Annotated in this window: 16 protein-coding genes; 9 read left to right on the top strand and 7 right to left on the bottom strand. The window is 37.0% G+C overall.

Features of this window, described 5'->3' with window-relative positions; genetic code table 11:
- Positions 1-18: 18 nt before the first annotated feature.
- Genes rodA through rsfS form a run of 4 tightly spaced genes read right to left on the bottom strand, consistent with a single transcriptional unit; the run spans position 19 to position 3,842 of the window.
- Complete coding sequence (gene rodA, locus CEP47_RS05660; protein ID WP_261920542.1) at positions 19-1,131, bottom strand: rod shape-determining protein RodA; 1,113 nt, start codon at positions 1,129-1,131, stop codon at positions 19-21.
- Positions 1,131-3,026: a penicillin-binding protein 2 gene (gene mrdA, locus CEP47_RS05655; protein WP_261920543.1), complete on the bottom strand. Its 1,896-nt coding sequence runs from the start codon at positions 3,024-3,026 to the stop codon at positions 1,131-1,133. Before mrdA ends, rodA begins: the two co-directional genes overlap by 1 nt.
- Before the next feature lie 27 nt (positions 3,027-3,053).
- Positions 3,054-3,524, bottom strand: coding sequence for a 23S rRNA (pseudouridine(1915)-N(3))-methyltransferase RlmH (gene rlmH / locus CEP47_RS05650; protein ID WP_261920544.1), 471 nt, complete (start codon positions 3,522-3,524; stop codon positions 3,054-3,056).
- A 15-nt stretch (positions 3,525-3,539) separates the two neighbouring features.
- Positions 3,540-3,842, bottom strand: coding sequence for a ribosome silencing factor (gene rsfS, locus CEP47_RS05645; RefSeq protein ID WP_261920545.1), 303 nt, complete (start codon positions 3,840-3,842; stop codon positions 3,540-3,542).
- 323 nt (positions 3,843-4,165) lie between these two features.
- On the opposite strand from rsfS, the gene ileS reads away from it, so the two are divergent.
- From ileS to CEP47_RS05625, 4 genes are all read left to right on the top strand, one after another.
- Positions 4,166-6,997 (top strand): isoleucine--tRNA ligase, encoded by a 2,832-nt coding sequence (ileS, locus tag CEP47_RS05640; protein ID WP_261920546.1) that lies wholly within the window; start codon positions 4,166-4,168, stop codon positions 6,995-6,997.
- A 157-nt stretch (positions 6,998-7,154) separates the two neighbouring features.
- Positions 7,155-7,661: a signal peptidase II gene (gene lspA / locus CEP47_RS05635; protein WP_261920547.1), complete on the top strand. Its 507-nt coding sequence runs from the start codon at positions 7,155-7,157 to the stop codon at positions 7,659-7,661.
- The gene (gene ispH / locus CEP47_RS05630; protein ID WP_261920548.1) at positions 7,661-8,599 is read left to right on the top strand and encodes a 4-hydroxy-3-methylbut-2-enyl diphosphate reductase; all 939 of its coding nucleotides are present in this window, start codon (positions 7,661-7,663) and stop codon (positions 8,597-8,599) included. The genes lspA and ispH overlap by 1 nt, the downstream gene beginning before the upstream one ends.
- Before the next feature lie 172 nt (positions 8,600-8,771).
- Positions 8,772-9,110, top strand: coding sequence for a ComEA family DNA-binding protein (locus tag CEP47_RS05625; RefSeq protein ID WP_261920549.1), 339 nt, complete (start codon positions 8,772-8,774; stop codon positions 9,108-9,110).
- A gap of 78 nt (positions 9,111-9,188) precedes the next feature.
- On the opposite strand, the gene metE is transcribed toward CEP47_RS05625, so the two are convergent.
- Positions 9,189-11,456 (bottom strand): 5-methyltetrahydropteroyltriglutamate--homocysteine S-methyltransferase, encoded by a 2,268-nt coding sequence (gene metE / locus CEP47_RS05620; protein ID WP_261920550.1) that lies wholly within the window; start codon positions 11,454-11,456, stop codon positions 9,189-9,191.
- A gap of 256 nt (positions 11,457-11,712) precedes the next feature.
- Here metE and CEP47_RS05615 point away from each other — a divergent pair, with 256 nt between their 5' ends.
- From CEP47_RS05615 to nrdR, 5 genes are read left to right on the top strand one after another with little or no spacing between them, the layout of a single operon-like run.
- Positions 11,713-12,639 carry a LysR family transcriptional regulator gene (locus CEP47_RS05615; protein WP_261920551.1) on the top strand — a complete coding sequence of 309 codons (927 nt, stop codon included), beginning with the start codon at positions 11,713-11,715 and terminating at the stop codon, positions 12,637-12,639.
- 47 nt (positions 12,640-12,686) lie between these two features.
- Positions 12,687-13,139 (top strand): DUF441 domain-containing protein, encoded by a 453-nt coding sequence (locus CEP47_RS05610; RefSeq protein WP_261920552.1) that lies wholly within the window; start codon positions 12,687-12,689, stop codon positions 13,137-13,139.
- Positions 13,140-13,155: 16 nt separating this feature from the next.
- Positions 13,156-14,010 (top strand): SGNH/GDSL hydrolase family protein, encoded by an 855-nt coding sequence (locus tag CEP47_RS05605; RefSeq protein ID WP_261920553.1) that lies wholly within the window; start codon positions 13,156-13,158, stop codon positions 14,008-14,010.
- 55 nt (positions 14,011-14,065) lie between these two features.
- Positions 14,066-18,013, top strand: coding sequence for an ATP-dependent RNA helicase HrpA (gene hrpA, locus CEP47_RS05600; protein ID WP_261920554.1), 3,948 nt, complete (start codon positions 14,066-14,068; stop codon positions 18,011-18,013).
- A 40-nt stretch (positions 18,014-18,053) separates the two neighbouring features.
- On the top strand, positions 18,054-18,515 hold the full coding sequence (gene nrdR / locus CEP47_RS05595; protein ID WP_261920555.1) for a transcriptional regulator NrdR: 462 nt from the start codon (positions 18,054-18,056) through the stop codon (positions 18,513-18,515).
- A 75-nt stretch (positions 18,516-18,590) separates the two neighbouring features.
- Here the strand turns inward: nrdR and tgt are convergent, their stop codons facing one another.
- Together tgt and queA are read right to left on the bottom strand one after the other, a co-directional pair.
- Positions 18,591-19,748 (bottom strand): tRNA guanosine(34) transglycosylase Tgt, encoded by a 1,158-nt coding sequence (tgt, locus tag CEP47_RS05590; protein ID WP_261920556.1) that lies wholly within the window; start codon positions 19,746-19,748, stop codon positions 18,591-18,593.
- Between the two features lie 64 nt (positions 19,749-19,812).
- Positions 19,813-20,901: a tRNA preQ1(34) S-adenosylmethionine ribosyltransferase-isomerase QueA gene (gene queA, locus CEP47_RS05585; protein ID WP_261920557.1), complete on the bottom strand. Its 1,089-nt coding sequence runs from the start codon at positions 20,899-20,901 to the stop codon at positions 19,813-19,815.
- Positions 20,902-20,937: the final 36 nt, after the last annotated feature.

Raw genomic sequence — 20,937 nt, 5'->3', positions numbered from 1 at the left:
ATATTTGGGTCATTAATATTATCTATGGTTAGATAGGCTATATCGATGTGTATGGATTGACATAATTAAACCAAAGCCAGCCATTAAAGTGACGAAAGATGTTCCGCCATAACTTACCAAAGGTAGAGGAACGCCGACAACAGGTAAAATACCACTTACCATACCGATATTCACAAAAACATAAACAAAAAAGAGTAAAGTTAATGCACCAGATAAAATGCGTCCGAAGGCTTGTTGTGCTTTAGCTCCAATGATTAAGCCTCTCCCAACAATGAAAAGATAAATCATTAAAAGGACGAGAACACCGATTAATCCTTGTTCTTCACCTAAAACTGCAAAAATAAAATCCGTATGGGGTTCAGGTAAAAATTCTAATTGAGATTGAGTACCTAATAGCCACCCTTTACCAAATAGCCCACCTGATCCGATTGCAATTTTCGATTGAATAATATGATAGCCTGCACCGAGAGGATCTTTTTCTGGATCGAGTAAGGTTAGTACACGTGTTTTCTGATAATCGTGCATTAAATAGAACCATAAAATCGGAATAAATCCAGCAACAGCAATAATCGCCCCTATAATTAATTTCCAACTCATACCCGCTAGAAAAATGACAAAGATACCAGAAGCTACCACTAAAATTGACGTACCAAGATCAGGTTGAATCGCAACGAGTAAAGTAGGAATGATAATAATTAATAATGCAATTAGCGTGTCGAAAAAGGAAGGCGGGAGTTGCCGCTTTCCTAAATAGACTGCCACCATTAAAGGAACAGAAATTTTGACTAATTCTGAGGGTTGAAAGCGAAACAAACCGAGATCTAACCAACGTTGTGCTCCTTTACTGGTGGTACCAATCAAATCAACCAGAATTAATAAAATAATACCAGCAAGATATAGGAAGGGAGCAATTTGTTGATAAAATCTAGGTGGAAATTGTGCCATCACTAACATCACAATAAAGCCTAAGCTAATTTGAATTAGGCGACTATCAAACATTCGTTCACTTGCACCACTTGCACTGTATAGAATAAATAATCCATAGATCGTTATGCTAATTAATCCAAGTAGTAACCAAAAATCTATGTGTAAACGTTGCCAAATACGTTGGCACAAGCTTGGCTTTATCATTATTGAATCACCTTTGTTTGAACAGTTTGATGATTAAAGTAGTAATCCATTATTTGGCGAACAATTGGGGCTGCATTACTTGAACCACCACCTGCATTCTCTAAAATAATGGAGACCACAATCTCTGGTTTTTGGTAAGGAGCGTAAGCAATAAACCAAGCGTGATCATGTAAATGTTTTGAGAGATTTGTTGCATCGTATTTTTCGTTTTCTTTTAAACTAAAAACTTGGGCGGTTCCTGATTTGCCTGCAACTTTATAAGTTGTGCCTAAAAATGCTCTTTGTGCTGTACCATTTTTAGCATTGATGACGTTATACATACCTTGTTTAGCAATTTGCCAAGCTTCATCACTGGCTTTAATATCTGGATATTGATGTTTATCGTGATAGCTTTGTGTTCCCTCACCAATGATATCTAACATTAAATGTGGGGTGTTTACTTTGCCATTATTGATTAAAATACTACTGGCTTTAGCGAGTTGTAATGGTGTTGCTATCCAATATCCTTGTCCAATACCCACTGGAATTGTATCCCCTTGAAACCAAGGTTTTTTATAGCGTTTTAATTTCCACTCACGACTAGGCATCACACCTGATGTTTCTTCCATAATGTCGATTCCCGTTGGTTGACCAAAGCCAAATTTTTTCATCCAAGGAGAAAGTTGATCAATTCCCATCATATAAGCAATGTTATAGAAAAAAATATCAGATGATTCAGTAATTGCTTTTGTGATGTCAGTTACACCGTGTCCCCATTTTTTCCAATCACGATAACGTTTAGTGGTATTGGGTAAGGTAAATACGCCATTAGTATCGTTAATAGTGGTATTCGGAGTGATTATTCCTTCGCTTAAAGCTGCTACGGCGATAAAAGGTTTAACGGTCGAGGCGGGTGGATAAGCCCCTTGTAATGCTCGATTATATAACGGACGATCAGGATCATTGAGAAGTTGGCGATATTCTTGACTAGAAATACCATCAACGAATAAATTGTTATCATAGCTAGGGCTAGAAACCATTGCTAAGATACTGCTATCTTTTGGATCCATCACCACCACGGCACCATTTTTTCCTTCTAAGAGATCAAAAATATAGCGTTGTAAATTAACATCAATACTTAATCTGATATTTCTTCCCGCAATGGCTGGTTGTTCACGTAACTTGCGGATCACCTTACCACGGCTATTGACCTCAACTTCTTCAAAGCCTACCTTGCCGTGTAATTGATCTTCATAGTAGCGTTCAATACCCAATTTACCAATATTATGTGAACCTGCATAATTGGCTAATTTATCTTGTTGCTTCAATCGTTCAACATCTCGATCATTAATCCGACCAACATAGCCTAAGAGATGAGTAAGTGGTTCGCCATAAGGATAGTAGCGTTTGAAATAAGGTTTAACTTCAATATTGGGAAATTTATATTGTTCGACAGAAAAACGAGCCAGTTGTTCTTCAGTCAAATTTTCTTTGAGTAAGATTGGGGTGTAACGTTGTGAACGACGGCGTTCTTTGTTGAAATTCTCAATATCTTGATCAGTTAAACCAATAATAGGGCGTAATTCATCAAAGGTTTTTGTTAAGTTATTAATTTTTTCAGGGACGATATATAAACCAAAGAAGGTTAAGTTTTCTGCAAGAATATGATTGTTTCGATCATAGATCACGCCACGAGTTGGGGTGATAGGTAATAATTTTATCCGATTACCATTCGCACGTGTTTGATAGGTATCGTAGTTAGTTACCTGTAAATGATAGACATTAGTGATTAATATCCCTGTCAAAAATAATACACCAATAAATGAAATTAAAGCTCGTCGTGCAAAAAGATTCCTTTCCGCTTTATTATCACGGATAGTTTTTCGATCTTCTTGCATGAATTTTGGCCATTTCATTTTGATTTAAACCTTCCAAGCCTAATATTATTCTCGGTGATAAGGATGATTAGTAGTTAAACTCCAAGCACGGTATAAGCTTTCAGCAACAATTACTCTGACTAAAGGGTGTGGTAAAGTGAGTGGTGATAAAGACCAACTCTCATCAGCAGCTTGTTTACATTGTAGAGATAACCCTTCAGGTCCACCAATTAATAAACTCAGATCACGTCCATCATTTTTCCAATGTTCTAATCTGCTTGCAAGTTGTTCTGTTGTCCAAGGTTTTCCCGGAATATCGAGGGTAACAAGTTGGTTGCCTTTACCACAGGCTGCTAGCATTTGTTCCCCTTCTTTGTCTAAAATCCGTTTGATATCCGCATTTTTTCCACGTTTACCTGCTGGAATTTCAATTAATTCAAAAGGCATATCTTTTGGAAAACGTCGCTGATATTCGTTAAAGCCTTGTGTTACCCAAGACGGCATTTTTGTACCTACCGCAATAAGCTGTATTTTCATTAGTTGAATCCAAGACTAATGCCAAAGTTTTTCCAGTTGATAAAGATGGCGAGCATCTTCTTGCATGATATGTACCATCACTTGCCCAAAATCAACTACGATCCAATCTGCGGTATTTTTACCTTCTGTCCCAAAGTTTTCGATACCTTGTTGCTTACATTGATCGATCAAGTTTTGGGCTAATGATGCAACATGGCGGCTAGAATTCCCCGTACAAATAATCATATTATCGGTTATGGGAGAGGTTGTGGTGACATCTAAAACTACAATATCTTTTGCTTTCAAAGTATCTAATTTTTCTACAATAAAATCTAACACTGACTTAGTTCTCTTTTAGTTTAAATTTAATCAAATAAAATTTATAAAGTGATAATTGTAACATGAACCAAAGGATATTGGTAACTAACAAAGTAGTCGTTAATGGCTGAGAAAAATTTATTTTTTAGGTAAAGTCAGAATAAATACAAAAGTCAATTTGCATAACCGTATGAAAAAAGCTATAAAGTATGGTTGAAATTTTATTGAGATTTTTTAAAATCAGACCTATTTTGTCAAAAAACGGGTTAATAGAGTTTTTATCTCTTGATAACGATAGACTAAGATTTAATTTTAATACTATTAGAATGTGGGACAACAAACAAATGTCAAAAACAACAACTGATTATAAAAGTACGCTAAATTTGCCTGAAACAGGCTTTCCAATGCGTGGTGACTTAGCGAAACGTGAACCTAGTATGTTAAAGAATTGGTATGACAAAGGTTTATATCAAAAAATTCGTCAAGCTACTAAAGGTAAAAAAAGTTTTATTCTTCACGATGGTCCTCCGTATGCGAATGGTAAGATCCACATTGGACATGCTGTTAATAAAATTCTGAAAGATATTATTATTAAATCTAAAACTGCGTTAGGCTTTGATTCTCCTTATATTCCGGGTTGGGATTGCCATGGTTTACCGATCGAATTAAAAGTAGAGGGATTAGTTGGTAAACCAGATCAAAATGTTTCAGCGGCTGAATTTCGTCAAGCTTGCCGTCAATATGCCTTAGAACAGGTTGAAGGGCAGAAAGAAGATTTTATTCGCCTTGGGGTATTAGCGGATTGGGAAAATCCATATTTAACCATGAATTTTGACACCGAAGCGGCGATTATTCGCACTTTGGGGAAAGTAATTGCAAATGGTCATCTTTATAAAGGATCTAAGCCAGTACATTGGTGTTTAGATTGTGGTTCAGCATTGGCTGAAGCGGAAGTTGAATATTATGATAAAACTTCTCCATCTATTTATGTTGCCTTTAAGGCTAAAGATCCAAGTGCTGTTGAACAGATTTTTAATTTACAAGAAAAAGGTGAAGGGGAGTTATCTGCGGTTATTTGGACGACAACCCCTTGGACTTTACCATCTAACCGTGCAATTGCTGTTCATCCAGAACTGGAGTACCAATTAATTCAAGTGAGATTAGGAGAGGAAACAAAACGTTTCATTCTGACAACTGAATTGGTTGAAAGCGTAATGAACGTGATTGGTGCTGCAGATTATCAAGTGTTAGGCAGTGTAAAAGGACAAGAATTAGAATTACTGAGTTTTCAGCATCCATTCTATGCTTTTGAGGTACCAATTATTTTAGGTGAGCATGTTGGTAATGATGCTGGTACAGGCTTGGTACATACTGCACCTGATCATGGTCAAGATGATTTTGTCGTTGCAAGAAAGTATAACCTACCAATGGCAGGATTAATTGGTAATGATGGTAAATTCATTAGTTCAGCAGAGTTTTTTGCAGGGCTTGATGTCTTCAGTGCGAATGGCAAAGTAATTGAAAAACTTGAAGAAGTTGGTTCATTACTAAAATTAGAGAAAATTAAACATAGCTATCCACATTGTTGGCGGCATAAAAATCCAATCATTTTCCGTGCAACACCACAATGGTTTATTGGTATGGAAACACAATATTTACGTCGCAACGCTTTAGAAGAGATTAAAGGGGTACGTTGGATTCCTGATTGGGGACAAGCTCGAATTGAAACAATGGTCGCTAATCGTCCTGATTGGTGTATCTCTCGTCAACGTACTTGGGGGGTACCATTAACTCTCTTTATTCATAATGAAACGGAAGAGTTGCATCCTCGTACGGCGGAGATTATTGAAGAAGTAGCAAAACGAGTAGAGCAACAAGGTATTCAAGCGTGGTGGGATTTAGATCCTGCGGAAGTTTTGGGTGATGAAGCAAAAGATTATCATAAAGTCCCTGATACACTAGACGTATGGTTTGATTCTGGATCGACTTATTCATCGGTGGTGGCACAACGCCCAGAATTTGAGGGTAAACCGATTGATATGTATTTAGAAGGCTCAGATCAACATCGTGGTTGGTTTATGTCTTCCTTAATGCTCTCGACAGCAACGGATAATAAAGCACCATATAAGCAAGTATTGACTCACGGTTTTACGGTTGATGGACAAGGTCGCAAAATGTCAAAATCCATCGGTAATATCGTAACCCCACAAGAAGTTATGGATAAATTTGGTGGTGATATTTTACGCCTATGGGTTGCCTCGACAGATTATACTGGGGAGATGACAGTTTCTGATGAAATTTTAAAACGAGCAGCAGATGCTTATCGCCGTATTCGTAATACCGCCCGTTTCTTATTAGCGAATTTAAATGGTTTTGACCCAAAACGTGATCGAGTGAAAGCGGATGAAATGATTGTATTAGATCGTTGGGCGGTTGCTTGTGCGTTACAAGCTCAACAAGAAATTAAAGAAGCATATGATAATTATCAATTCCATACCGTTGTACAACGCTTAATGAAATTCTGTTCAATTGAAATGGGATCGTTTTACCTTGATATTATCAAAGATCGTCAATATACAACAAAAGCGGATAGTTTAGCTCGCCGTAGTTGCCAAACTGCATTATGGCATATTGCTGAAGCATTAGTACGTTGGATTGCTCCGATCTTGTCTTTTACCGCTGATGAAATTTGGCAATATATTCCCGGTGAAAGAAGTGAGTTTGTTTTCACCGAAGAATTTTATTCAGGTTTATTTGGTTTAGACAGCAATGAAAATATGAATGATGCTTACTGGCAGAAAGTATTGCAAGTACGTTCTGAAGCCAACCGAGTGCTAGAACAAGCACGTAACGATAAACTTATCGGTGGTGGATTAGAAGCGGAAGTTGTACTGTATGCTGATGACACACTTCTACCAATTTTACAACAATTGGGAGATGAGTTGCGTTTTGTGTTAATCACCTCAAAAGCAGAAGTAAAACCTTTAAGCGAAGCTGATGTTGCAGTAGGAGAATTTGCAGGATTAGCAGTAAAAGTTATTCGTTCGCAACAGCAAAAATGCCCACGTTGCTGGCATTATTCTGAAACTATCGGTTCAAATGCTGATAATCCTCAGCTTTGTTCTCGTTGTGTGGAGAATGTCGCTGGTAATGGGGAGCAGCGTAAGTTTGCATAAAAGTCCATTTTCTAAATTTATCGGGGCGAGTAATCGCCCCTTACTATTTTCATTTTTTTCGTGTTAATCTTGTTTTTTCAGGTTATAAGTGAGTTTAGATATATAGCGTTATAAACAAGAGAGTACGACTGAAATAGTTAATTATGAGGCAATAATAATGGATAAGCGTGATACCGCTGAAAAAAAATCAACAGGGTTAATCTTTCTGTGGTTAAGTTTGCTGATTTTTATTAGTGATTTATTGAGTAAATGGTGGATTGTCAAACATTTTGCGTTATATCAAAGTGTTGAGGTTTTACCGATATTTAATCTGACATATGTACGAAATTATGGTGCAGCATTTAGTTTTTTAGCTGAACATAATGGCTGGCAAAAATATTTTTTTATTTTGCTTGCGATGTTTATTTCAGGTTTGCTGACTTATTGGTTGAGTAAAAGTCCTCGTTCTGCAAAATTATTAAATTGTGGTTATGCTTGTATTATTGGAGGCGCATTAGCCAATATGTTAGATCGGTTGTATAACGGTTTTGTTATAGATTTTTTAGATTTTCACTGGAAAATATATCACTATCCAATCTTTAATTTAGCTGATGTTGCTATTTGTGTAGGGGCAGGCTGTTTAATTTTAGATCATTTTCTTCATCATAAACGGGAATCAAATTAATGAAAATTTTATTAGCGAACCCACGGGGTTTTTGTGCAGGTGTTGATCGAGCGATTAGTATTGTTGAGTTAGCTTTAGAAATTCACGGTGCACCAATTTATGTACGCCATGAAGTAGTACATAACCGTTTTGTTGTTGATGGGTTACGCAAGAGAGGGGCTATTTTTGTTGAAGAATTATGTGATGTACCAGATGGTGCCATCGTCATTTTTTCAGCTCATGGGGTGTCACAAGCTGTACGTCAAGAAGCGAAAGAACGGAATTTAAAAGTCTTTGACGCAACTTGTCCGTTGGTAACTAAAGTCCATATGCAGGTTGCAAGAGCAAGTCGAAAGGGGACAAAAGCAATTTTAATCGGACATGAAGGTCACCCTGAAGTAGAAGGTACAATGGGGCAGTATGATAATACGGCAGGGGGAATTTATTTGGTTGAAAATGTAGAAGATATTGCAAATTTACCTTTGGGCAAAGATGACGACTTAACTTTTATGACACAGACAACATTATCGGTTGATGATACTGCAGATGTGATCGCCGCTTTAAAAGAAAAATATCCTGCAATTCAAGGACCTCGCAAAAATGATATTTGTTATGCAACTACTAATCGTCAACAAGCTGTGAGAGCACTTGCGACTCAATCAGATTTAGTGATTGTTGTGGGATCTAAAAATTCCTCAAATTCTAACCGTTTAGCGGAATTAGCCTCTCGAATGGGAATCCCGGCAAAATTAATCGATGATGCAAAGGATATTCAACCTGCTTGGTTAGATCAGGTCAAAACAATAGGCATTACCGCAGGTGCATCAGCACCAGAAGTATTAGTACAATCAGTGGTGACACGCTTACAAGCATTAGGGGCGAAAGAGGTAGAGGAATTAGATGGCTGTGAGGAAAATACTGTATTTGAAGTCCCTAGAGAATTGCGAATAACTAAATAGACTATTTGTAATAAAGATGATAATTGGAAAATAGTTAATATTGTTTGCGATCAAGATCGATAATTATGTCTGTTTTGATTGCAGTAAAAGAGGGATATCCTTGAAGATAGAAGTGTCGTTGATGGGCGACACTTTTTTTATGATTTTTAGCACAGAATATCAAGGAGTCAGTATGGGTTTAATCCGATCTTTATTGTTATTGATGATAAGCAGTGGGGTATTTATCACTTCAGCGTTTGCAACAGATACTTCGGTTGCGAATCAGGTTACTCAAGAGGTAACTCAAGTGACCGCTCAAGCCGCCCAAGGTATTGAAGAAAAAGTAAATATTAATACAGCAACAGTAGAACAATTACAGCGAGTTTTACAAAATGTTGGTCGAAAAAAAGCACAAGCAATAGTAGATTATCGTCAAAAAAATGGTAATTTTACCTCGGTTGATCAATTGAGTGATGTACCGGGAATTGGAACGGTGACGTTAGAACGTAATCGGGATAGAATCTTGTTATAATCTTGATTAAAAAAGCCGAATAATTTTATTCGGCTTATCTTTGATGTTGTGTTTACTCAGTATTTAGTTGAATACTTTCTATGCGGTTAATTCACGGCGTAATTTTTTAGTTACTTTCACCATATTTTCTAATGCAGCAATTGTTTCAGGCCAAGCTCGTGTTTTTAAACCACAATCAGGATTGACCCATAAGCGTTCTGCTGGAATCACATCTAAGGCTTTTCTCAATAAATGTTCTATTTCAGCTTCTGCTGGTACTCGAGGGCTGTGAATATCATAGACACCCGGGCCAATCTCATTTGGATATTTAAAGTCAGCAAAAGCAGTTAATAATTCCATATCAGAACGAGAAGTTTCAATGGTAATAACATCGGCATCAAGCGCTGCAATCGCAGGTAAAATATCGTTAAATTCTGAATAACACATATGGGTATGAATCTGAGTGCTATCTTCACAGCCACTTGAGGATAGTCTGAATGCTTCGCCAGCCCATTGTAAATAACTATCCCAATCAGCTCGTTTTAGTGGTAATCCTTCACGAATAGCAGGTTCATCAATTTGAATGATTTTAATTCCTGCTTTTTCTAAATCTAATACTTCATCGTTTAAAGCTAAAGCGATTTGTTTACATACTGTGGCTCGACTAATATCATTACGTACAAATGACCATTGTAAGATAGTAACTGGTCCAGTTAGCATACCTTTCATTGGACGTTTAGTTAAGCTTTGGGCATATTGCGACCAAGCAACAGTCATTGGTTGAGGGCGGCGAACATCACCAAAAATAATAGGTGGTTTCACACAACGGCTACCATAACTCTGTACCCAACCAAATTTAGTGAAAGCAAAACCATCTAATAATTCGCCAAAATATTCAACCATATCATTACGTTCAGCTTCTCCGTGTACTAAAACATCAAGATCAAGCGCTTCTTGTTGTGCAACAACATAAGCAATTTCTTGTTTCATTGCTGTTTCATAATCAGCAACACTGAGTTCACCTTTTTTGAATTTTGCTCGAGCTTGACGAATTTCACTAGTTTGTGGGAAAGAGCCGATATTTGTGGTTGGTAATAAAGGTAGTTTTAACCATTGCTGTTGCGCTTTCACCCGTTCACTGTAAGGGGAATGACGTTGATCCGCATTTGCGGGTAAAGCTGCTAAACGTGCTGCAACATCTTGACGGTGAATTTCTGTACTTTCGGCACGAGTAGTTGCTGCTGCACGGCTTGCAGCTAATTCAGCTGATACAACATCTCTACCTTGGTTTAAAGCAGTTTTGATGATTTTAAGTTCTGCCACTTTTTGTAAAGCAAAAGCAAGCCAAGAACGTAGATTTTGATCGAGTTGTGTTTCAACTGAGAGATCATAAGGAACATGTAATAAAGAGCAGCTTGGTGCAATCCATAACCGTTCCCCTAATTGGGCTTGAAGAGGTTCTAGCAGATCTAGTACTTGTTCAAGATTGGCACGCCAGATATTACGTCCATCAACGACACCAAGGGAGAGTACGTTAGGATAATCAATAAAGTCTGATAATTGTTGTGGAGCACGTACTAGGTCAAGATGTAATCCAGAAACAGGTAATGCTTTCAATAAGTTAGCGTGCTCATTTACCGAACCAAAATAGGTGGCTAATAATAATTTTGCTGATACTGTAGTTAATTTTTCATAGGTTGGTTGGAAAGCGGCTAACCATTCAGCAGGTAAATCTAAAGCTAAAATCGGTTCATCAATTTGAATCCATTCAGCACCTGCTTGTGCTAATGTTGTCAAAATATCTTGATAGACAGGGAGAAGTTTTGGCAGTAGAGATAAACGATCAAAACTTTCCTGACCTTTTTCTTTCCCTAAAAAGAGAAAAGAAATTGGACCAACTAAAGTTGGTTTAGCTTGATAACCTAACGCTTGAGCTTCTTTTAATTGTTGTAAGTAATGTTGTGGATTAGCTTTAAATTCAGTATTTTTGTGAAACTCAGGAACAAGATAGTGGTAGTTGGTATCAAACCATTTCGTCATTTCAATTGCAAATTGGCTTTCGTTACCACGAGCAAGTTGAAAATATTGGTCTAAGGTCAAATTTTGGCTATCAAATCCAAAACGGGTTGGAATTGCCCCAGTTGCTACTTGTAAATCAAGAATATGATCATACAACGTAAAATCACCAACGGTAACAAAGTCGGCATTATTTTCTGCTTGATGTTGCCAATTTTTTTCACGTAATAAACGTGCAACAGTTAAAAGATCACTTTCAGATAACTCTTTTCGCCAATAACGTTCTTGTGCAAATTTTAATTCACGTTTTGCGCCAACCCTTGGAAAGCCTGCTAGATGAAATGTTGCCATAGATTACCCCTTATATTTTCTCGTTTAATTAATAACGTTTTCTGTTGTGTTTGTTTAGATAGACGGCTAAACGTCTATAGTTCGAGAATGCCGAAAAAAAAACTATGATTCAAGTTCATAATTTTCATAAAGGATATGAATAATTTTAATATATAGCAATATAGTGGAAATTGTTTCGTGAATATTTAATGCGAACAGGTTAAATTTTCTGTATTATCAACGGTCATCTTTTTTCTAACTGATATGAATGCAATTAATGAAAGCAACATTTTTGGAAATACGGCATTTAAAAACTCTGTTAGCATTACAAGAAACAGGCAGTGTTTCGTTAGCGGCTAAACGTGTGTATTTAACCCAATCAGCTTTATCTCATCAATTAAAATTGTTAGAAGATCAATATGGTTTAACTTTATTTGAACGTAAAACAACCCCCATTCGCTTTACCGCAGCAGGTGAGCGTTTAATTACCTTAGCAAAGGAAGTTATCCCCTTAATTATTAATGCAGAGCGTGATCTAGCTTGTGTGAAACAAGGAGAAGCAGGGGAATTACGCATTGCCGTTGAATGCCATACTTGTTTCGATTGGCTGATGCCTGCTATGGACGAATTTCGTCAACATTGGGGGCTAGTTGAACTAGATATTGTCTCAGGATTTCATACCGATCCAGTTGGCTTATTATTAAGCCATCGTGCAGATTGGGCGGTAGTTTCAGAAGTTGAAAAAGATGACAATATTCTTTATCGTCCACTTTTTTCATATGAAATGGTCGGGATCTGTTCCAAAGATCATAGTCTTGCCGAGAAAGCCGTGTGGCAAGCTGAAGATTTTGCAGAACAGACATTAATTACTTACCCCGTGCCAGATGAAATGTTGGATTTAGTACGTAAAGTATTAAAACCTGCTGGAATTAATCCGTTACGGCGAACGACTGAGTTGACGATTGCGATGATCCAGTTAGTAGCAAGTAAAAGAGGGATTGCCGCTTTACCTTATTGGGCTGTTAAACCTTATTTGGAACGAGGATATGTTGTTGCACGCCAGATTATGCCAGAGGGATTACAGAGTAATTTATATGCCGCAATTCGGCGAGAAGATCGAGATCTTGCTTATTTAGATTATTTTTATGAAACCGTTAAAGGGCAAAGTTTTGCAACTTTACCCGGTTTATCTGTTTTAGTGTAAGTGCTGATATAGATATACCTAAAAATTAAAAATTTAAGGAAAACAAAATGTTATTACAATTTAATGCCATCGCTTTGATGCTAGTGGTTTTAATTGCGTTGGGAGTAGTGAGTAATAATAGTTCAGTGACTATTGCCTCAACCATTTTATTATTAATGCAACAGACCGTATTAAAACAATATTTACCTTGGGTAGAAAAAAATGGTTTATCTATCGGGATTGTGATTCTTACACTTGGTGTTTTAAGTCCATTGGTCACTGGCAAAGTACCTTTACAAGGAATTAGTTATTTTTTTCAATGGAAAATGATTTTAGCCGTAATTGTTGGTGTCATTGTTGCTTGGTTAGGCGGTAGAGGGGTTAATTTAATGAGTGGATCGCCAACTTTAGTAACAGGTCTAATTGTAGGGACGATTATTGGCGTTGCTTTCTTTGGTGGAATACCAGTAGGACCTTTAATTGCCGCAGGCTTGTTATCATTAGTGATAGGTAAAGGTTAAAGAAAGGATAAATAAAATGAAAAAGTGGTGGTTTTTACTTTTTCTTGGGCTAAATATTGGTTTAGCAACCGTAATGGCAAATCAGCAAAATCATTTGTTTGTGCCAGTAAAAAAAGTACAACAAAATAAAACGGCGAAGACAAAAGAGCATATCCTTATTATTGGCGATTCTCTGATGCGGCAGATTGGCACATCGTTAGAACGGCGATTAGTCAAACAAGGGTATAAAGTAACTAATCTTGCGAAGTCAAGCAGTGGTTTAGTGAATAAAAAATTTTATAACTGGCAACAGGTGCTGGCTAATGCTTTGCAACAAGATCCGAATATTGGTTTGATTATTGCCCATTTTGGTGCAAATGATACGTTAGCATTGAAAGTGAATAATAAAGTGAGGCAATTTTATAGCAAGGAATGGGATCAAGCATACCGTCAACGCTTAAATGAAATTGTCGAGCAAGTAAGAGCAAATCAATCCCTTATTTGGTTAAGTTTACCTTGTATGAAACCAAATGGATATAACAAAAAAATGCAACACTTAAATCGGTTAATGGAAACAACATTAAATTCACGAGTTATCTGGTTGGATACTTATTCTCTTGTCTGTTCGCAAGGAAAGTATGTTGAAACGATAATGCAGGTAGGGAAAAAATTAAGAGTACGGATCAAAGATGGGATTCATTTTAGTTTAGCTGGTGCTAATCTGATTGCGAAAGCGATAGAGAAAAAAATTGTAGAGGGAATATCATTCGTAAAGAAAAAGGTGGTAATGCCATCAACTCTCGATCATCAGTTTACCTCTAAAAAGCTGATTTCTCAGCAAGTTAACCATTCAGATGGTAAAACAAAAAATAAGCAAATAAATCGTAACTAGACTAAGAAAAGTCATATTCTGATTTTAATATTAGAGATAATACAAGATTAATCCTATGAAAAAAGAAGTAAATAAATCATCAGGTTATTTGGCTAAACACGCTCCACTTTCAGCCCAAAAACAAGCATTAGTACAGCAACTTGAACCGTTAATGTTAGTTGACCAACGTAGAATTATGGCAAGAATCCGTGGATTAAATGCGATTAAATCCGAAGAGAATAGAAATGCCGTTATTTATGAAATTGAACAAGCAATTAGCAGTGCAAAATTGAAGGTTGAACAACGAAAAACTCTTAAACAAATAGATTTTCCTGAGAATTTACCTGTTTCACAGCGTAAAGATGAAATTTTAAAACTCATTGCAGCGCATCAAGTTGTTGTGATTGCTGGGGAAACAGGATCGGGGAAAACCACTCAATTACCTAAAATGTGTTTAGCATTAGGCTTAGGGGTAAAGGGAATGATTGGGCATACTCAACCTCGCCGTTTAGCCGCACGTTCTGTTGCAATGCGTATTGCTGAAGAGTTAGACAGTGAATTGGGAGGAATTGTTGGCTATAAGGTTCGTTTTAATGATCAGGTTAGTGAAGATACCCAGATAAAATTGATGACTGACGGTATATTATTGGCAGAAATTCAAGCAGATCGGTATTTAAATCAATACGATACCTTGATTATTGACGAAGCTCACGAACGTAGTTTAAACAATGATTTTATTCTGGGCTATCTTAAACAACTGTTGCCGAAACGCCCTGATCTCAAAATTATTATTACTTCTGCAACTATTGATGTTGAACGCTTTTCTAAGCATTTTAATAATGCCCCAATTATTGAAGTATCAGGACGAACTTATCCCGTTGAAGTCCGTTATCGCCCAATCGCAGAAACCGAAGAACAAGATCAATTACAATCTATCTTTGATGCCGTTGATGAATTACAGGCAGAAGGTCGGGGAGATATTCTGATTTTTATGAACGGAGAGCGAGAAATTCGAGATACCGCTGAAGCATTGGAAAAACGCCAGCTTAAACATACTGAGATTTTGCCTCTATATGCACGTTTATCTGCCAGTGAACAGAATAAAATCTTTCACCCTACAGGGGTTAATCGAATTGTTTTGGCAACAAATGTGGCTGAAACATCATTAACTGTTCCCGGAATTAAATATGTTATTGATCCCGGCACTGCACGGATTTCACGTTATAGTTATCGTACAAAAGTACAGCGTTTGCCGATTGAACCGATTTCACAAGCCTCCGCTAACCAACGTAAAGGGCGGTGTGGACGAGTAAGTGAAGGGATCTGCATTCGGCTTTATTCTGAAGAAGATTTTAATAATCGTCCTCAATTCACTGATCCAGAGATTTTACGCACTAATCTAGCGTCTGTTATCTTACAAATGACGGCACTAGGATTAGAGGATATTGATCATTTTCCTTTTATTGATGCACCAGATAAACGTCAAATTCAAGATGGCATTCGTTTATTAGAGGAATTACAAGCCTTTCATCTCATTAAGAAAAGAATTGGAACAAAAAGGATAGAAAAACGTGTTCTGAGTGAGAGCGGACGGCAACTAGCACGTTTACCGCTAGATCCCCGTTTGGCGAAGATGGTGTTGACTGCAACTCAGTTAGGTTGTTTGCATGAAGTGATGATTATTGTCTCGGCTCTATCAATCCAAGATCCAAGGGAACGCCCACAAGAAAAACAACAGGCAGCCGATCAAAAACATCAGCGTTTTTATGATAAAAATTCAGATTTTCTCGCTTTTGTCAATTTATGGCACTATATACAACAGCAACAAAAAACATTAAGCAATAATCAATTTCGCCGTCAATGTAAAAAAGATTATCTTAACTATTTACGTATTCGAGAATGGCAAGATATTTATCATCAAGTTCGCCTTAGTGTGAGGGAAATGGGATTAGCGATTAATTCACAACCAGCGGAATATCTTGCTATCCATACCGCTTTATTAAGCGGTTTATTGTCGCATATTGGTTGCAAAGAGAATGATAAACCACAATATTTAGGGGCGAGAAATGCTCATTTTTCAATTTTTCCTGCATCGATTCTTTTCAAAAAACAGCCTAAATGGTGTGTGGCTGCTGAATTAGTTGAAACCAGTAAATTATGGGGACGAATGGTAGCAAGTATTGAACCAAGTTGGGTTGAACCGCTAGCGAAACATTTAGTCAAATATAGTTATAACGAACCTCGCTGGAGTCGTTCTCGTGGAGAAGTGATAGCTGATGAAAAAGTTACTCTATATGGTGTCCCGATTGTAGCTGCTCGGGTGGTAAGTTATGGTGCAATAGATCCAGTTATTAGTCGAGAAATCTTTATCCGTTCGGCTTTAGTTGAAGGGGATTGGAAAACTAAACATACATTTTTTCATCAAAATCAACGTTTAATTGCGAAAATAGAAGAGTTAGAACATAAATCTCGCCGCCGAGATATTTTGGTTAATGAACAAACGTTGTTTGATTTTTATGATCAACGGATAGGGCAAGAGGTGGTTTCACAACGCCATTTTGATAGTTGGTGGAAAAAAGAACAACAGAAACAATCAGAATTGTTGAATTTTGAAAAATCCTTTTTAACCCAACAGAATAGCCAAAACGTCAGTGAATTAGATTTTCCAAATTTTTGGTATCAAGGTAAGTTAAAGTTAAAACTGAGTTATCAATTTGAACCGGGAAGTAATGCGGACGGCGTAACAGTACATATCCCACTACCTTTATTAAATCAAGTTGAATTAACAGGTTTTGAATGGCAAATTCCGGGATTACGTTATGAATTAATTATTGCTTTAATTAAGTCTTTACCAAAATCATTACGCCGTAATTTTGTCCCAGCACCAAATTATGCGGAAGCTTTTTTAGCGAGAGTTGAGCCTTTCGCTAAACCATTACTTGAAAGTTTAAGTTATGAACTACGTCGTATGACTGGGGTTTGGGTTGAACTAGAGAATTGGAATTGGCAACAACTACCAAATCATTTGAAAATGACGTTCCGAGTGGTTGATGGTAAAGGGCGGAAAATTGCCGAAAGTGCAGATCTTGATCAATTAAAATTTGAGTTAAAAGAACAAGTACAAGAAAGCCTATCTGCAGTAGCAGATGATGGAATAGAACAAAGTGGTATTCATATTTGGAATTTTGGAAAATTACCACAGTATTATCAGCAACAAAAACAAGGTTTTAAACTTAAAGCTTATCCAGCGATTGTTGATGAACAAAATGCCGTTGGAATAAAACTATTTGAAACCGAATTTGAACAGCAACGAGCCATGCAACAAGGTTTACGTCGTTTATTATTATTAAATGTGCCATCACCAATTAAATATATTCATGAAAAATTACCGAATAAAGCTAAACTTGGCTTATATTTCACCCCTTTTGGGACAGTATTACAATTAATTGATGATTGTATTGCTTGTGCAGTTGATAAATTAATTAATGATTTTGGTGGTTTTGTCTGGAACGAAACGCAATTTCAGCAGTTACGAGATTTTGTGAGAGAAAACCTTAATCCAATGGTAGTTGAGATTGCCTCTCAAGTTGAACAACTCTTGAGTTTAACTTTTGCGATTAATAAACGTTTAAAAGGACGTATGGATTTTACCTTAGCGTTTGCATTATCAGATATTAAAACACAACTAAACGGTTTAATTTATCCAAATTTTGTTCAGCAAACAGGTTACCAACGCCTAGGGGATTTAAACCGTTATTTACAGGCGATTGATAAGCGGATTGATAAATTGGCACAAGATATTAATAAAGATCGGGCTGCTATGTTACGAGTGGAACAAGTTACCCAAGCTTACCAACAATTATTAAATAAATTACCGAAATCGAAACCTATTTCAGATGACATTTTGGAAATTCGCTATATGATAGAAGAATTGCGAGTAAGTTTATTTGCCCAGCAGCTAGGTACTGCCTACCCTATCTCTGATAAACGGATTTTAAATAGCATCGCAACGATAGGAAAGTAGGGTATCTGTAATGAAAAATAGTTGTTTAAAGGAGTAATTTATGTATTGTCCTTTTTGTTCATCAATTGAGACTAAAGTGATCGATAGCCGTTTAATTCCTGAAAATAATCAAGTACGGCGACGGCGAGAGTGTTTGGAATGTAAAGAACGCTTTACCACCTTTGAAATCGTTGAATTGACCATTCCTAAAATTATAAAAAATAATGGCAATCGAGAATTATTTGATGAACAAAAGCTACGCTTGGGGTTACACCGAGCTTTAGAAAAACGCCCTGTGAGTGCAGAAGCGGTTGAAAGTGCGATTCGCCGTATTATTCACCGCCTTCAAACGACTGGAGAAAGAGAAGTTTCGAGTAAAGAGATCGGTAATTTAGTGATGCACGAATTAAAAACATTAGATAAAGTTGCTTATATTCGTTTTGCTTCGGTCTATCTTAGTTTTGATAATATTGCTCAATTTAGTACAGAAATTGAAAAATTACAGGAAAAAGAAGAGAGTTAGCTGTTGTATTTTGAATGACGATAGAATAAAAAAAGCAGATTTTTTAATCTGCTTTTTATTATTTCAGGATTGAGGTTAGTTAGTATTAAAATTGTAGTAGCTATTTAATGGTGGAATAGGTTTGCCTATTTTGGCATAAAAATCTGCGACAAAGTTTTCTAACTCCCCTTGTTCGACTGCTTGGCGTAATTTTTCCATTAGGCGTTGATAGTAGCGTAAGTTATGAATGGTATTTAATCTTGCACCAAGGATTTCATTACATTTATCTAAATGATGTAAGTAAGATTTACTGTAATGCTTACAAGTGTAGCAATCGCATTCTGGATCAAGTTGGGTGGTGTCATCTTTGTATTTTGCGTTGCGGATTTTTACCACTCCATCAGTAACAAAAAGATGCCCATTACGTGCATTACGAGTTGGCATTACGCAATCAAACATATCAATTCCACGGCGAACCCCTTCAACGAGATCCTCTGGTTTTCCAACGCCCATTAAATAGCGAGGTTTATCTGCTGGAATTTGTGGACAAATATATTCAAGAATACGGTACATATCTTCTTTAGGTTCACCAACAGCTAAGCCGCCAACGGCATAGCCATCAAAGCCGATACTAACTAAGCCTTCAAGTGAAATTTTACGTAGTTCTTCATAAGTACCACCTTGAATAATACCAAATAATGCATTTTTATTACCAAGTTGGTCAAAACGGTCTCGACTTCGTTTTGCCCAACGTAAAGACATTTCCATTGAATTTTTAGCATAATCAAAAGTAGCAGGATATGGTGTGCATTCGTCAAAGATCATCACAATATCAGAACCAAGATCATATTGAATTTCCATTGATTTTTCTGGTGAGAGAAAAATACGTTCACCACTAATTGGGTTTTGGAATTTAACCCCTTCTTCAGTAATTTTACGTAATTTACCTAAGCTGAAAACTTGAAAACCACCAGAATCAGTTAGGATTGGGCGATGCCAGTTCATAAAATCGTGTAAATCACCGTGTTTACGCATTATTTCTTGCCCGGGACGTAACCATAGATGGAAGGTATTGCCTAAGAGAATTTCAGCCCCTGTGGCTCTGACTTCTTCTGGTGTCATACCTTTCACAGTGCCATAAGTACCAACAGGCATAAAGGCAGGGGTTTGGACGGTAAAAGTACCTTGTGGGCGTTCAAAAACTAGTTCACCACGTCTTGCTCGACCGTCAGTAGTTTTTAATTGATATTTCATTATTACTCCATTTCAATGAATAAACAGTTCACTGATAGGGATAATGGTTATCCCTATGAAAAAATTAATCTAAGCCAGTAACATTCGGCTTTTTATTGATAAACATTGCATCACCATAGCTAAAAAAACGGTAGCGATTTTCAACCGCATTTTGATAGGCTTTCATTGTATTATTGAACCCTGCAAAAGCTGAAACTAACATAATAAGCGTGGATTCAGGTAAGTGAAAGTTAGTAATTAGTGCATCAACAACACGGAATGTTTTTCCGGGATAGATAAAAATAGAGGTATCAGAATAGTAAGGTTCAAGTAATTTATCTGAACCTTGTTCAGCTGCTGCTAAAGCGGCACTTTCAATTGAACGGACAGAGGTTGTTCCGACTGCAATAACTCTTTTGTTTGCTTTTTTAGTTGCGATAATTTGCTCAACGACATCAGCTGGTACTTCAACATATTCTGCGTGCATACGATGATCTTCTAGTTTTTCAACTCGGACAGGCTGAAAGGTACCTGCTCCAACATGCAAAGTTACAAAGCCAAAATTTACCCCTTTTTGTTGAAGCTGTTGAAGTAATGTATGGTCGAAATGTAATCCAGCCGTTGGTGCAGCAACGGCACCCGGAACTTGGTTATAGACAGTTTGATAGCGTTCTTGATCACTATCTTCATCAGGGCGATCAATATAAGGTGGTAATGGCATATGCCCAATTTGTTGTAAAACCTCTAAAATTGGTGTATCGCTGTTAATCGACAATTCAAATAAGGTATCGTGTCGAGCTAACATAGTAACTTCAATACCTTGATTGTTACCAAGTTTATCTTCACCTAAGTAGAGAATAGTTCCCTCTTTAGGTGCTTTTGAGGAACGGACATGGGCTAGAAAGCGTTGTTGATCTAAAATTCTTTCAACCAATACTTCAACTTTTCCACCACTTATTTTACGCCCGTACATACGAGCAGGAATAACTCGGGTGTTATTAAAAATTAATAGATCACCCTCATCAATTAATTCCACGATATCTTTAAATTGGCGGTGATAAAAATGACCGCTGTTACCATCTAAGTGTAATAAACGGCTAGCTGAACGTTCTGGATTAGGATAACGAGCGATTAGCTCATCAGGTAAATCAAAATGAAAGTCGGCAACACGCATGTTAATATCCTGATTCAATTTGGTCAGATGAAAATT

This window comes from Mergibacter septicus, assembly GCF_003265225.1.
Taxonomy (GTDB): Bacteria; Pseudomonadota; Gammaproteobacteria; order Enterobacterales; family Pasteurellaceae; genus Mergibacter; species Mergibacter septicus.
Note: the sequence above shows the minus strand (reverse complement) of the source record. Positions and strands in the feature narration are given on the sequence as shown.